The sequence below is a fragment of the Anaeromyxobacter sp. SG17 genome, assembly GCF_022690695.1.
Taxonomy (GTDB): Bacteria; Myxococcota; Myxococcia; order Myxococcales; family Anaeromyxobacteraceae; genus Anaeromyxobacter; species Anaeromyxobacter soli.
Genome location: NZ_JALCYX010000018.1, coordinates 1 through 12,546 on the forward strand (window position 1 = coordinate 1; position 12,546 = coordinate 12,546).

At 74.4% G+C, this 12,546-nt stretch carries 10 protein-coding genes; 1 reads left to right on the plus strand and 9 read right to left on the minus strand.

Going from position 1 to position 12,546, the window contains the following annotated elements; all coding sequences use genetic code 11:
* Positions 1–1,513: glycosyltransferase family 39 protein (locus MNY60_RS09255; protein ID WP_242360479.1), on the plus strand; the 1,513-nt coding region annotated here is incomplete at its 5' end.
* Positions 1,514–1,531: 18 nt separating this feature from the next.
* Here the strand turns inward: MNY60_RS09255 and MNY60_RS09260 are convergent.
* The 9 genes from MNY60_RS09260 to MNY60_RS09305 all read right to left on the minus strand — a co-directional run bounded on the left by MNY60_RS09260 (position 1,532) and on the right by MNY60_RS09305 (position 12,395).
* On the minus strand, positions 1,532–3,124 hold the full coding sequence (locus MNY60_RS09260; RefSeq protein WP_242360480.1) for a DUF3943 domain-containing protein: 1,593 nt from the start codon (positions 3,122–3,124) through the stop codon (positions 1,532–1,534).
* Between the two features lie 284 nt (positions 3,125–3,408).
* On the minus strand, positions 3,409–5,997 hold the full coding sequence (locus MNY60_RS23755; protein WP_277956931.1) for a S8 family serine peptidase: 2,589 nt from the start codon (positions 5,995–5,997) through the stop codon (positions 3,409–3,411).
* A 223-nt stretch (positions 5,998–6,220) separates the two neighbouring features.
* A complete protein-coding gene (locus MNY60_RS09275) occupies positions 6,221–7,960 on the minus strand; it encodes a hypothetical protein (RefSeq protein WP_242360481.1) in 1,740 nt (579 codons plus the stop codon).
* A gap of 57 nt (positions 7,961–8,017) precedes the next feature.
* Positions 8,018–9,229, minus strand: coding sequence for an NrfD/PsrC family molybdoenzyme membrane anchor subunit (nrfD, locus tag MNY60_RS09280; RefSeq protein ID WP_242354914.1), 1,212 nt, complete (start codon positions 9,227–9,229; stop codon positions 8,018–8,020).
* Entirely contained in the window at positions 9,229–10,023 is a 795-nt protein-coding gene (locus MNY60_RS09285; protein WP_242336444.1) for a 4Fe-4S dicluster domain-containing protein, read from the minus strand. The genes nrfD and MNY60_RS09285 overlap by 1 nt, the downstream gene beginning before the upstream one ends.
* A 12-nt stretch (positions 10,024–10,035) precedes the next feature.
* Positions 10,036–10,497 carry a cytochrome c3 family protein gene (locus MNY60_RS09290; protein ID WP_242336441.1) on the minus strand — a complete coding sequence of 154 codons (462 nt, stop codon included), beginning with the start codon at positions 10,495–10,497 and terminating at the stop codon, positions 10,036–10,038.
* A 12-nt stretch (positions 10,498–10,509) separates the two neighbouring features.
* Positions 10,510–10,773 carry a hypothetical protein gene (locus MNY60_RS09295; protein ID WP_242336438.1) on the minus strand — a complete coding sequence of 88 codons (264 nt, stop codon included), beginning with the start codon at positions 10,771–10,773 and terminating at the stop codon, positions 10,510–10,512.
* 515 nt (positions 10,774–11,288) lie between these two features.
* A complete protein-coding gene (locus MNY60_RS09300) occupies positions 11,289–11,510 on the minus strand; it encodes a hypothetical protein (RefSeq protein WP_242336435.1) in 222 nt (73 codons plus the stop codon).
* A gap of 24 nt (positions 11,511–11,534) precedes the next feature.
* Entirely contained in the window at positions 11,535–12,395 is an 861-nt protein-coding gene (locus tag MNY60_RS09305) for a hypothetical protein (RefSeq protein WP_242336432.1), read from the minus strand.
* Between the last annotated feature and the right edge of the window lie 151 nt (positions 12,396–12,546).

Genomic DNA, 12,546 nt, shown 5'->3' on the forward strand with positions numbered 1-12,546 from the left:
CGTCGCGCGCGCGGGGGTGGGCGGAGCGCCCCTCGTCTCGCGCTCCGCGGCCGCGCCCGCCCGCGCGAGCGTGCCGGTCCGGGCGCCCGCGCGCTCGCACGTGGTCGCGGCCGCGGCCGTCGCGGCCCTCTTCCTCCTCCGGCTCGCGATCCTCCCGTGGCTCGGGCTGTTCAACGACGAGGCGTATTACTGGGAGTGGTCGCGCCGGCTCGCCGCGAGCTACTACGATCACCCGCCGCTCGTCGCGTGGATCCTGGCGGTCTCGACGCGCCTCCTCGGGCACGACACCCTCGCCGTCCACCTCCCGGCCCTCCTCTTCACCGCCGCCACCTCGCTCGTCCTCCTCCGCCTGTCGCTCGACCTCGTCCCGGGCCGGCGCGACGTGGCGTGGGGCGCGGTCCTGCTCTGCAACGCCGCGCCGCTCTTCGGGCTCGGCGCCGTGTTCACCACGCCGGATGCGCCGGCCACGTTCTTCTGGATCCTCACCGCCTGGCTCGCGTGGCGGGCGGTGAACGGAGCGCCGCGCCTGTGGTACGCGGCCGGCCTCGCGGCCGGGCTCGGCCTCCTGTCCAAGTACACCGACGTCTTCCTCCTGCCGGGGATCCTCCTCTTCCTGCTCCTCACCCCGCACCGGGCGTGGCTGCGGCGCAAGGAGCCGTACCTCGCGCTCGCCATCGCGGCGCTCGCGTTCGCGCCGGTCGTGCTGTGGAACGCCCGGCACGGCTGGGAGTCGTTCCTGTTCCAGCTCGTGGAGCGCCACGGCGGCGCGTTCCGCCCGTGGCGGACCGTCCCGCGCTTCCTGGCCGCCCAGCAGAGCCTGTCCCCGCTCGTCTGGGCGGCGTGCCTCGTCGGGCTCGCGCGGAGCGGGCGCGCCGCGCGCGCGGGCAGCGCTGCGGCCGCGCTCGTCTTCGGGTGTGCCGCGCCTTCCCTCGCCTTCTTCACCGTGGCCTCGCTGTTCACCTACGTGAACCCGAACTGGTTCGGCCCCGCCTTCCTGACCCTCATGATCCCCGCGTCGGCGGCGCTGCTCGAGAGCCGCTCGCGGCTCGTGCGCCTCGCGCCCGCGGGGCTCGGCCTCGCCCTCTCGCTCCTGTTCTACGTCCAGGCGATCTCGCTCGCGCTGCCGCTCCCGCCGCGCCTCGACTTCGCGACGGACCTCGTCGGCTGGGAGGAGGTCGGCGCGCGGCTGCGCGGGCTCCAGGCCTCCGGCGTTGGCGCGCGGCCGTTCGTGTTCTCGCGGCGACTCCAGCTCTCCGCGCTCGCCGCCTTCTACGGCGGCGACGGCCTCGAGGTGACCCGCCTCGGCGGGCGCCGCGATCAGTACGACGAGTGGACCTCCCCGGAGGCGCTCCGCGGACGGGACGCGGTCTACTTCTGCGACGACCTCAAGTTCCGGGCGCCGGACGAGCTCCCGTTCCAGCGCTGCGAGGCCGCGGGCGAGCTCCCCATCGTGCGCCACGGCCGGACGGTCCGGCGCTTCTTCTTCTGGCGGTGCTTCGCGTATCAGCCCTGACGCCGCGTGGCGGGGGGCTCACCGCACCCCGGCCGTGAACGCGTAGTACGCGCGGAGTTCCGTGCCCGTCTCGGAGCGCGCGGGCGCGCCTCCCCCCGCGTCGCCCGCGTGGTGCGAGAGGAGCCCCTCCACGCCGAGCGCGTGCGGGCCGACGACGCGCAGCTCGAGCGCGCCCGTGACGGTCGAGACGCGCTCGAGGCCGGGGAGGGATCCCAGGCCGGCGATGAGGTACTGACGCGCTACGAGCCGCGCGGCGATGCGATCGAGCGCCCGCAGCTGGGCCTCGAGGTGCGCCTGTCCCCCCGGGCCCATCCGGTAGCTGCGATCGTGCACCGGCCGGCCTCCCAGGTAGCCGGCGGCACCGAGAAGCACCGCCGACGCGGTCGCAGCGCCCTCGAGCGCGACGCGCGGCGCCAGCTCCCAGCGCCCCTCCGCGGAGAGCCCCACCGCGCTCGTGGAGACGCTGTGGCGACGCAGCGCCGAGAAGTCGAACTGGAGCGCGACGCCGGCGAGGCCTCGCACCCGCTCTCCCTCGAACGTCCGCCCGGCCAGCACGCCGCGGGCGAAGAGCGTCGCGAGGGGGTCCTTCTCCGTCGAGTACGTGGACTCGAGCTCGAAGTGGTCGAACGGCCGCTCGAACCGGAAGCGCGGATCGCCGGGGAGGCCGTAGCTCAGGCGGACGCCGAGCTCCGGCACCACCCCCTCGTTCCCGCCGGCGCGGAGGTCCGGATCGAAGGACAGCGCGCCGACGCGGAGCTGCACGCGCGAGCGCGGCGTGGGAGCCGGCGGGTCCGTGCCGACGAGGGCCCGGTTCATGCTCTCGATGGGCGCGAAGGTCGTCGCGGCCGCGAGGCGCCAGCCGCTGCGGGGCCCGTCGAGGATCATGCCCGACACCCGGTGGAACATTTCCCCGAGCACGACCCCGGCGAGCGGCGTGGTGATCTGGTCGTTCACCGACGGGAGCGTGGTCTCGCCGACGATCTCCCAGATCGCGCTCGCGACGAATGGGTACGGGGTCGACGCCCAGAACCCCAGGCCCGACGAGCGCGCCGCGCTGTACGGGAAGATGCCCTGGAACGGGTGACCGATCTGGTTGATCCAGAAGCGATCCTCGTCGAGCACCCAGCTGCCCCGGAGGTTCCGTCCGATGGTGTGCGCGGTCACTCGCGCCCAGGGCGCGCCGCCGATGGAGACGTTCCAGCCGAGCATCACGCCCGTGATGACGCCCGTCTCGAGGGCGGGGAGGAGGTGCCCTCTCGGCAGCAGCCCTCGGCGCTGCGGCGACCGGAACGTGAGGTCCGGGACGCCACTCGCTACCGATCCCGCGCCGTCCTCGGATTCCCCCGCTCCGGCGGGCCTCGCGCCCCCCGCGCTCGCCGCCGGCTTCGCGCTCGCGGCGCCGGGGGAGTCGTCACCCCCCTCCCCCTGCGCCGCGCCCGCCGCGGGCTTCGCGCCGCCGCAGTCCATCCCTTCCTCGGCCTGCGCCGCGTCTCGCTCCCGCGGCGACGTGGGCGCGTCCGCACCCGCCGGCCGGGCGAGCGCGATGCCGCAGACCGCCGCCAGGGCGAGGAGGGACGCGCGGCCGCGAGGCGAGATCACACGAGCGAGCATCAGCGGTATCCACCGCGGATCGTAGCGACCTGGACCCGACGCCGGCACGTGCGTCTCCGGCCCCCCGACATCCACCCGAGCGCCCGTTCGGGCCGCTTCCGCCCCCGGCGGTGCTCGAGCTTCACCCGAGTTCGGTTTTCACGCGCGTGGCGGTTTGCCGCGCAGGAGCCCTCACGGCGGCCAGAGACGCGTCGGGCCGGTCCGCGCTGGACCGGCCCGACGGTTTCATCGGCGACTCCGTGCGCGCGGCGCCGGACACCGGCGCGGCGTCGACGGCCCCGCGATCAAGGCCGCGCGAGGGTGACCACGGGCGACGTCCAGCGCTCCCAGTCGGAGGGGTTCGCCGGATCCCCGAGCGCCTTCAGCACGGACAGGGTGACGAGGTAGCTGCCGTTCGGCACGACGTAGCTCCTCGTGCCGGCGGCGGTCGTGCCGTCCCAGGCGAGCGCGAAGAAGCCGGCGCTCGTCGCGTTGCGCGGCAGGTAATCCTCGGCGAGCGCGGTGTGCCACGCCTTGCCGCTCGCGGCGTCGGTCACGTCGAGGCGCAGGGCGCGCGACGGGTGATCGAGGTGGACGAGGACGAACGGGACGTCGTCGCCCGCCATCGTGAACGTGCCGCCGTCGGGCCGCGCCTCGTAGCTCGACTCCACGAGCTGAGCCAGCACCGGCAGCCCGGCGCCGGCCGGCGTGAGGACCTTGATCGACTGGTAGTCACCGACGAAGCCGGCGTACGGCACCCGCAGGATCTCGCCGCCGCCCGAGGGCGTGAGCACCACGTAGCCGCCGTACTGCGCCTTGTCCGGCCCGGTCGGAGGCGTCACGGTGAGCTCGACGGTCGCGCTCCCTTGCGCGGGGACCGTCACCGTCGGCGCGCCGAAGGAGACGCTCGCGTTCGACGTGTTGAACACCGGCGAGAACGTCCCCCGCGCCGAGAGGGCGTTCACGAACGAGAGCGCGTAGGTGACCGGCGCGTCGGCGGAGCTCGTGACCGTGAGCGTGCGCGCGACCGGCCCCGCCTGGCTCTCGCCGAGCGAGAGCTTCGCCGGCTCGACGCTGGTGGTGGCGAGGATGGCGCGATCGATCCGGAGCATGCCCGCGCCCTGGCGGCCCACCGTCTCGAGGAAACCGAGCGTCGGGTCCCGCCACCAGAGCTTCGGCTCTGCGGTGTTCTGGAGGATCGTCCGGACCCGCTGCGACGGCGTGCTCGGCCGCGCCTCGAGCAGGAGCGCCACCGCGCCCGCGACGTGCGGCGACGACATGGAGGTGCCGCTGAGGCTCGCGTAGCCACCGAGCTCCAGGGGGTAGGTCGAGTAGATGTACCCGCCGGGCGCGCCGAGATCGGGCTTCAGGGCGAGATCGGGCGAGAGGCCGTAGGAGCTGAAGTCGGAGATGAGGTTCCCGGTGGAGTTCGGGAAGCTCCCGAGGTCCGACGTCCAGGTGAGGTCCACGGAGCCGGCGGCCAGCCTGGAGTCGATGAGCGCCCCCTCGGCGGCGGAGACGGCGACCACCGGGATGGTGATCGCGACCGCCCCGGCGACGGTGGGGCTCACGCGGCCCGTGGTGTTGTTGTAGAGCACCACCGCGGCCGCGCCCGCGTTCTGGGCGTTCAAGGCCTTCTGGTAGAACGAGCACGTCCCTCGCCGGACGAGCGCCGCCTTTCCGGCGAGGCTTCCGGACGGAAGCGCGGCGCAGGCGTCGGCCGTCGAGCTCGCGGTGCCGGTCCGGGCCATCGGGAGCGTGCCCGTGTACGGCGCCGGCGGAGCGGCGGTCGCGTTCGTGTAGCCGATGGCCGTCCCGTCCGGCGAGATCGTGAGCTCGTTCAGCATGGCGTGCGTGTTGTCGAACGACGCGACGCCGATGACCTTCTCGCCGAGGCCCGGGGCGCCGGCGGCCCACAGCCCGTTCGCGCCGCTGTTCCCGATCGAGGCGACCACCACCACGCCGAGGTTCACGAGGCGCGTCGCCGCCATGGCCGTCGGGTACTGGGGCCACTGGTAGGCGGATCCGATGCTCATGTTCACGACCTGCATGCCGTCGGCGAGCGCCGCCTCCATCGCTGCGATCATCACGTCCGCGCTGGTCGAGCCCTTGCACCCGAAGACGCGATAGGCGCCGAGCTGCGCGTCCGGCGCGACTCCGCGCGCCCTCCCGTTCGCGCCGATGATCCCGGCGACGTGCGTGCCGTGGCCGGCGCAGTCGTCGGGGTACGCGTCCGGGACCGTCGTCGGGTCGTACGTCGCCGAGCTCGAGTCGGCGTTGAACGCGTCGCCGACGAAGTCCCAGCCGGCGACGAAGCGGCTGCCGGGGAACGGGCTGTTGGCGCGCGGGACCCCGTCGCCGCCGAGGTCCACGTGATCGTAGTCGATGCCGGTGTCGATGACGCCGACCTTCACGCCGCGCCCGGTGAACCCGAGCTCCTCCTGCGCGGCGTCGGCGCCGGTCATGGCGATGGCGGTGAGGAGGTCCGGCTCGGAGACCTCGGCCGGCTCCGGCATCGCGATCGTCTCGACCGGGTAGACCGCCTTCACGCCCGCGATCCGCGCGAGGCGTCCGAGCTGGGCGGGCGGCACCGACACGGAGACGCCGTTGAAGAGCACGTCGAACGAGAAGCGCTCGGAGTAGCGGACGCCCGCCTTCGCGGCGGCCGCGCGGAACGCGCTCTTCTGGGCGCGCACCGTGGCGAGGCTCGAGCCCTCCGAGGTGGGCGGGCCCGCGAGCTCGACGAACCAGAGGTGCGCGGATTCGTCCACGAGCGCGCCCGTCTCCGCGGAAGGCGCGGGGCCGGACGGCTCGAGGGCAACGACGTCGTCTGCGAGAGCTCGCGAGGCGAGCGCCAGCAGGGGCAAGAGCAGCAAGGCGTTCTTCTTGGCCATTTCGGTCCTCGGAGTGCGAGTTCGCCGCGTCCTTCACCTGCCCGGCACGCGTGGGCTCACCTACGCGCCGGAGGTCCGTGCAAGGGAGCGAGGAGCCTACACTGAAGGTAGGAGTCGCAAACAAGGGGAGCCCCGGAGTGGGCACGGCCGCCGGGCCCCGTTCAGGGCTCAGGGCAGGGCTCAGGGCGAGGGTCAGGGCACAGGGCTCAGGAGCTCGGGTGGCTCAGGCGGCGCTCCGCGCTGCCGGCGCCTCCGCGCGCCGCCGGCGGATGCGCGGGACCAGGATGAGCGCGGCGCCGTAGCAGGCGAAGGCCACGAGCAGCGTCGCCGGCCGTCCTCGGGGGAGATCCTCGAGCACGATCTTGAGCCCGATGGCGGCGAGCGCGGGGTACGCGAGCGCGGCTCCGTCGGACCAGGCCGGGAGCCTGCCGAGCGACGCGAGGCCGAGCGTCACGCAGACGAGGAGCGTCGTGCGGACCGCCGCGAGCTCGCCGGCGTCCGCGCCCGGGCCGGGGAGGCCCGCGACCGCGGGGGCGATCCAGCCGATCGCCACCCCCGCGAGCCCCGCGGCGAGCGTCGCGAGGAGCACGATCCGCGGCACGCGCTGGGCGCGGGTGTGCCTGCCTCCCTCGGCGCCGATCCAGGCGACGGCGAGGAGCCCCGCGAGGACGGCGAGCGCTGGAGGCGTCACCGGCGTCCACGGGACGCGCGGCGACGCGAGCGACGTCTCGGCCGCGTGGGCGACGAGCCCGCTCGCGATCGCGGCCGCCGCGGCGTACCCCGCCGCGTGTGCCGCGAGGGTGAGCCGGCCCTGTCGCCTTCCGAGCGCGCCAGCGGCGACGGCGAGCGCGATCCAGGCGACGGGCAGGGCGGGCCCGTCGAGGAGGAGGCCCGTCCCGGCGAGCACGAGCAGCGCCGCCGCGGAGGTGTAGAAGACGAAGTTCCGGCGGCGGTCCAGGGGGCGCTCGAGGAACGCGAACGCCACCGCGTAGGCGGCGAGCCCGAGCACCGTGACCGCAGCGCCGATGGCGGACGCGCCGGCGCCCGAGCGGGTCGCCACGAACGCCGCGCCGCCGAGGCCGACGGCGATCGCCGCCGCGCTCTGGGCGATCTCGAACGCCAGCACGTCGCGGCGGAGCAGGAGCGTGCGGGTGGCGACGGTCCCGAGATAGAGCGCCATGAGCGGCGTGAGCACGGCGAACGCGGCGAGGGCCCCCTCCCCGCCTCGCGCGAGGCCCACCCGCACCGCGAGCACCGCCGCGGCGAGGTCGGCGGCGACCGCCGGCAGCGCGCGGAGCGAGAACCAGTCGAGCACGTAGCTGAGCCACAGCGTCGCGACGCCGAGGAGGACCAGGAAGAGCGCGGGGGGGCCGAGCCGCCCGGTGGCGGCCGCGAGGGCGACGGCCGTGGCGATGCCTCCGAGCGTCACGATCCACGCGAGCGCCTCGAGCCGGCGCCGCGCCGCGACGGCGAGCGCCGCGGCGGTGAAGAGGGTGAGCAGCGCCGCGGCCGCCGGGGGAGAGGCGAGCCCGAAGCGCGACGCCGCCTCGTAGACGAGCGGGAAGCCCACGAGCGCGGCGGCGGTGCCGTGGAACGCGGCGCTCGCCGTCGCGCCCGCCTTCGCCCCGGCCCGCAGGGCGAACCCGAGCCACGTGGCGGCGTACGCGAGGCCGAGGGCGACGCCGACCGCGGCCGGGAGCGTCCCCGCGTCGGCGAGCGCGCGCAGGACGAAGGCCCCCGCCAGGACGAGCAGCGTACGCCCCACGAGCGAGACGCTCCCGAGCGCCGCGGCGAGCTCCTGGCCCGGCGGCGCGGCGGCGGGCGACCGGGGGGTCCCAGCGCGGCCCGCGGCGCGCGCCCGGCCCGGAGCGCCCTCGAGGGCCGCCAGGCGCTGCTCCAGGCGCCGGAGCCGCTCCTCCGTCTCCGCGTGCCTCGCCTCGAGCTCCGCCAGCCGATCCGTCACGGGCGCCTCCCCGGTAGAGCGAGGACGCCGGACCCGCCCCGGCGGCCCTCGCGCGCGTCACGCCGTGCGGCGCGCGGGCTCCGCCGCGGGCTCGCGGCTCGGCTCCGCCGGCGGGGCCGCGCGCTCGATGGGCAGCACGCGATCGAACACCCACAGGAGCACGAACGGCAGGACGAACAGCGCGATCGCGACGATGACCCCCTCCCGGCCGAAGAGCGACGGCTGGTACCCGGAGCGCAGGCCGCGGAACGACTTCGAGAGCAGCTGCCCGCCGATGACGACGTTCCAGCGCATCGAGAACACCTGCACGAGGAGGAGCAGCGAGGCGACCGAGGCGAGCGTGTTCCGCACCCGGTCGTGCAGGTAGGCGTTCATCGTCACCACGATCGCGAGGAGGATGAACGGGACGAGGCTCCCGCCGATCATCTGCACGGAGATGAAGGAGAACTCGAGCCGCGTGGTGAGGAGCTGGGAGATGATGTGCCAGGCGTCGGAGTTCTCGTACGCGAGCAGCACGATCTCGAGCAGCTCGAGGGTGACGGTGAGGATGAGGAAGAACCAGAGCCAGCGCGCCATCGCCTGCACCGTCTCCCGCTCGATCGGGCGCCGCCCGAGCTTCGCGGTCACCTGGTAGAGGAGCACGAGCAGCGCGATGCCGGACACCGCCGCCGAGAGCAGGAAGATGACCGGCATGAGCGGCGTCGACCACCAGGGGTTCGCCTTGATCCCGCCGAAGATGAAGCCGACGTAGCCGTGCAGCATGCACGCCGCGGGCAGGCCGAACGCGGAGAGGAGCTTCACCGCGCGGTGATCGACCTCGAGCGCCTCGGGCGAGGTGTCGTAGGTGCCGAGCGCGAGGGCGGCGTAGAACGCGCGCTTCACGCCGCGGCTCCGGCGCGCGGTCTCGATGATCTCGCGCCGGTACACGAACCAGACCTCGAGCAGCAGGATGACGAAGTACCCGGAGTAGAGCAGGCCGAAGCCCGCCATCGCCGAGGAGAAGTGCGGCGTCACGACGACGTTGAAGGCGCGCTCGGCGTGACCGAGGTGGAGGTTCAGGGGGAACGTCGCGATGGCCATGAAGCAGAAGGAGGTCGCGAGCGCGAGCCGCGCCACCGGCTCGAACTCCTTCTTGCCGAAGAGGTGGTAGAGCGCGGTGACGATGAACGCTCCCGCCACGAAGCCCGTGATGTACGGGTACATCACGATCATCAGGCTCCAGTGGACGTGCACGTCGTTCGGAAACGCGTAGCCGCTGATCTCCGGCATCACCGCACCTCCTTGTCGAGGCCGAGGTAGAAGCACTGCGGCTCCGTGAGCAGGTGCGGCTGCAGCACGCTCACGCGCCCGTGCGCGATGGCGAGCCGGACGGGATCGTCCTCGCGGCGCATGTCCCCGAACTGGCGCGTGGCGGTCGGGCAGACCTCGACGCAGGCGGGCTTCAGGCCCTTCGTGACGCGGTGGTAGCACCAGGTGCACTTCTCGGCGGTGTGCGTCGTCGGCGACAGGAACCGGCTGCCGTAGGGGCACGCCTGGACGCAGTAGCCGCAGCCGATGCAGCGCTCGGCGTCCACCAGCACGAGGCCGTCCTGCGTGCGGTACGAGGCGCCGACCGGGCAGACCTGGACGCAGGGCGTCTCCTTGCAGTGGTTGCACATCTTCGGGACGAAGAAGGACTTGGTCGGCGTGAACGGCGTCTGGATCGGGGGGAACCCGTCGAGCCCGCCCTTCGGCGAGTCCACGTGCGAGGCCTCCGGCGAGACGACGTAGCGCTCCACCCACGTCCGGAAGAAGCCGTCGGGGACGCCGTTCTCGGCCTTGCACGCGCGGACGCAGGAGCCGCAGCCGATGCACTTCTCGGTGTCGATGAGGTAGGCGTAGCGGTGCTGCGTCCAGTCGTAGCCCTCCGCCACGTGGTCCTCTCCGAGCGCGGGGGCGCCGGAGAGGAACACGAGCACCCCGCCGCCGAGGCGGAGCGCGTTCGCGAGGAACTCCCGGCGGCCGACGGGCTCCGGCGCCGGCGGCGGGGCGGGTGCGCGGGCGTCGCTCTCGGTCTCGTCCATCGTGGCCTCCTGTCAGAGCTTCGGGGAGTGCGGCTCGTGGCAGTCGATGCAGGCGGTCCCCTCGACGCCGCCCTGGTGCTGGGCGAGGACGATCTGGGGGAACGCGGCGGGGCGCCCCTCGATTCGGCGATGGCACCGCGCACAGAGCGTGAACGACCGGTCCACCGGCATCGGCGCGCTCCTGGCGCCGTCCCGGACGTGCCTCGCGAGCGGCGCGTGGCACACCTCGCAGCCGACCTTGCGGTGCGCGCCGGCGGTGACCGCCTTCAGCCGCTCCGCGTGGCACGCGCCGCACGACGCCGAGCCGCCGTGCTGCGGCGGGCGGACGGCGGCCTGCTCCGCGACGTTGTCGAAGCGGTACGGGCCGTAGGCCCCGTACGACTTCGGCACGAGGAAGGTCCGGCCGACCGAGAAGATCACGACGACCACGAGGAGCAGGAACAGGACGCGGAAGACGTGTCGGGCGGATTCCATGGGCGCCTCCTCCTACGGCGGGTCGAGCGGCTCGAGGCCGAAGAGCCAGCGCATCCAGCGGGCGCGGCGCGCGCGCGGCGGCGCGGCGGGGGCGCGAGAGAGCGGCTCCACCGCGAAGAGGAGCCGGAGCCAGCCGCGCCTCGCGGGCCGCGGCACCTCCGGATCCTTGGGGAGCGGCTCCGGCGAGAGGAGCGTGCGCAAGAGGCCGCGCCCCCTGCCCGCCGCGAGCGCCGGGGAGGGCGGCCCGAGGCGCTCGATCGCGAAGATCTTGCGCAACGACGAAAATGTCGCAGCCCATTTTTGCGTCACGACGCAAAGCAACCACAACACCGCACCCCTCCGCAATGTGCCCCGAATTAGCTATCCACAGGCGGTTCGAGGCTTTTCCGGTATTCGCGGAAGAGGCATCCGGCCGAATTCACTGCGCTCTCCAGGGCTCGGGGTGCGCGTTTGAGCGCAGGTCTCAATTGATAGCGATCAATGTCACACGCATTCGAGGCATGGACAGGATTGCGCAGCAGGCGCCCACTCGCACCGACGGCGAAGTCCCCGGCCGCCGCAGGAAGAACGGAGGTCACCATGCCCTTCGCATCCGTCGTGCGGAACGCCTGGCGCGAGCACGGGACCGACTACGCGCTGGTCGGCGCCGCGCTCATCGCGCTCCTCGGGAGCGCGATGCTGTTCCTGAGCTTCTGATCGGACGGAGGACGCGCCTCTTGGGCGCGCTCGCTTCGCCCGCGGGTGGACCGCGGGCGTCGCGGCCGCGCAGCGCGATCACCTCGCTCGCGAGGTCATGACGCCGTTCCGCGCGAACGGAGCGCGCTCGGGCCTCGCAAGAGCCGCGCCGGGAAGAGCAGGATCGCCCCGAGGAGCGCGAGCACGCCGTTCACCGCGACGCCGAGGATCCGGAACGGGAGCAGCAGGATCCAGACGAGCGGATAGAGGATCAGCGCCGCGAGCGCGAGCGGCCAGCACACGAGGAGCAGCGCGAGCCAGACGAGGAAGGTGAGCATCGCTTTCTTCCGGTACGCGCGGGCTCAGCCGATATTTCGTCCGGCGGAGCTCGATTCGCTGCGGGGCTCCCGCGCGTCGGGCGCCTGCGCCGGCGCGGCGAGCAGCCGCCGCGCCTCCGACACCCACTCCGGCGCGTCCGGCTCTCCCGCCGCCGCGCGCCGCACCGCGAGCGCGAGCGCCCGCCCGGCGGCGGCGCGGCCCGCTGCGGGATCGCCGTTCGCGGCGAGCGCCTCCGCGAGCGCGAGCAGGTTCGGCGGGAACTCCGGGGCGCGCGAGGCGGCCTTCTTCGCCTCCGCGAGCCCCGCCTCGGGATCCCCGGGCCCGAGCGGCCACCCCGGCGCGCGCAGCAGGAGGAGCGCCAGCACGCGCTCGGGCCCCGCCTCGTCGAGCGCGGGGTCCCGCGCGGCGGCGCGGCGGAGCCGCTCCACCATGAGCTTCAGCCCCTCCGCGGCCGTGCTCCTCCGCTCGCGCGCCTGGATGCCGAGCCCGAGCGCGAGGGCGTACGCGCAGCGCGCCTCCTCCGGCGCGCGCGCCTCGCAGAGCTGGCCGAGCTCGACCGCGGAGGTCGCGAGCCGCGCGCGCTCTGCGGCGGAGCGCTCGTGCTCGGCGAGCCAGATCACGGCGCGCGCCGCGCCGTAGGGTCCCTCCACGGCGCCGGGGTCCGCCTGCGCCGCCTCGCGGTACAGCGCCTCCGCGCGGCGCACCGCGGCCGGATCGGGCCTGTGCGCGAAGGCCGCGTCCGCGTCGGCGAGGAGCCTCGCCGCGTCCGCCGCCCCTGCCCCGCGAGTGGCCGGCGGGAGGACGGCGGGCTTCCGGAGCGCCGGCGCGCAGGCGGCGAGCGCGAGGCCGAGCACGAGGACGAGCGGGAGCGAGACGCCGCGCATCCCCGCACGGTATGCGCGCGTCGGGCGTCCCGGAACGTCATGAGCGAGGCGAGCCCACCGGGGTCGCGACACTTAGGGTGTCCGCCCGCGCGCGGCCCGTCGCCGCAGCCGCGCGCCCCCACCGCGACGGGAGCCGCGGCGCGGGCGCGCG

What these genes read in the sequence shown, in the direction of transcription:
- MNY60_RS23755 (WP_277956931.1), bottom strand. Translation starts at nt 5,997, where the DNA reads ATGGCCAAGAAGAACGCCTTGCTGCTCTTGCCCCTGCTGGCGCTCGCC.
- nrfD (WP_242354914.1), bottom strand. Translation starts at nt 9,229, where the DNA reads ATGCCGGAGATCAGCGGCTACGCGTTTCCGAACGACGTGCACGTCCAC.
- MNY60_RS09290 (WP_242336441.1), bottom strand. Translation starts at nt 10,497, where the DNA reads ATGGAATCCGCCCGACACGTCTTCCGCGTCCTGTTCCTGCTCCTCGTG.
- MNY60_RS09260 (WP_242360480.1), bottom strand. Translation starts at nt 3,124, where the DNA reads ATGCTCGCTCGTGTGATCTCGCCTCGCGGCCGCGCGTCCCTCCTCGCC.
- MNY60_RS09300 (WP_242336435.1), bottom strand. Translation starts at nt 11,510, where the DNA reads ATGCTCACCTTCCTCGTCTGGCTCGCGCTGCTCCTCGTGTGCTGGCCG.
- MNY60_RS09305 (WP_242336432.1), bottom strand. Translation starts at nt 12,395, where the DNA reads ATGCGCGGCGTCTCGCTCCCGCTCGTCCTCGTGCTCGGCCTCGCGCTC.
- MNY60_RS09285 (WP_242336444.1), bottom strand. Translation starts at nt 10,023, where the DNA reads ATGGACGAGACCGAGAGCGACGCCCGCGCACCCGCCCCGCCGCCGGCG.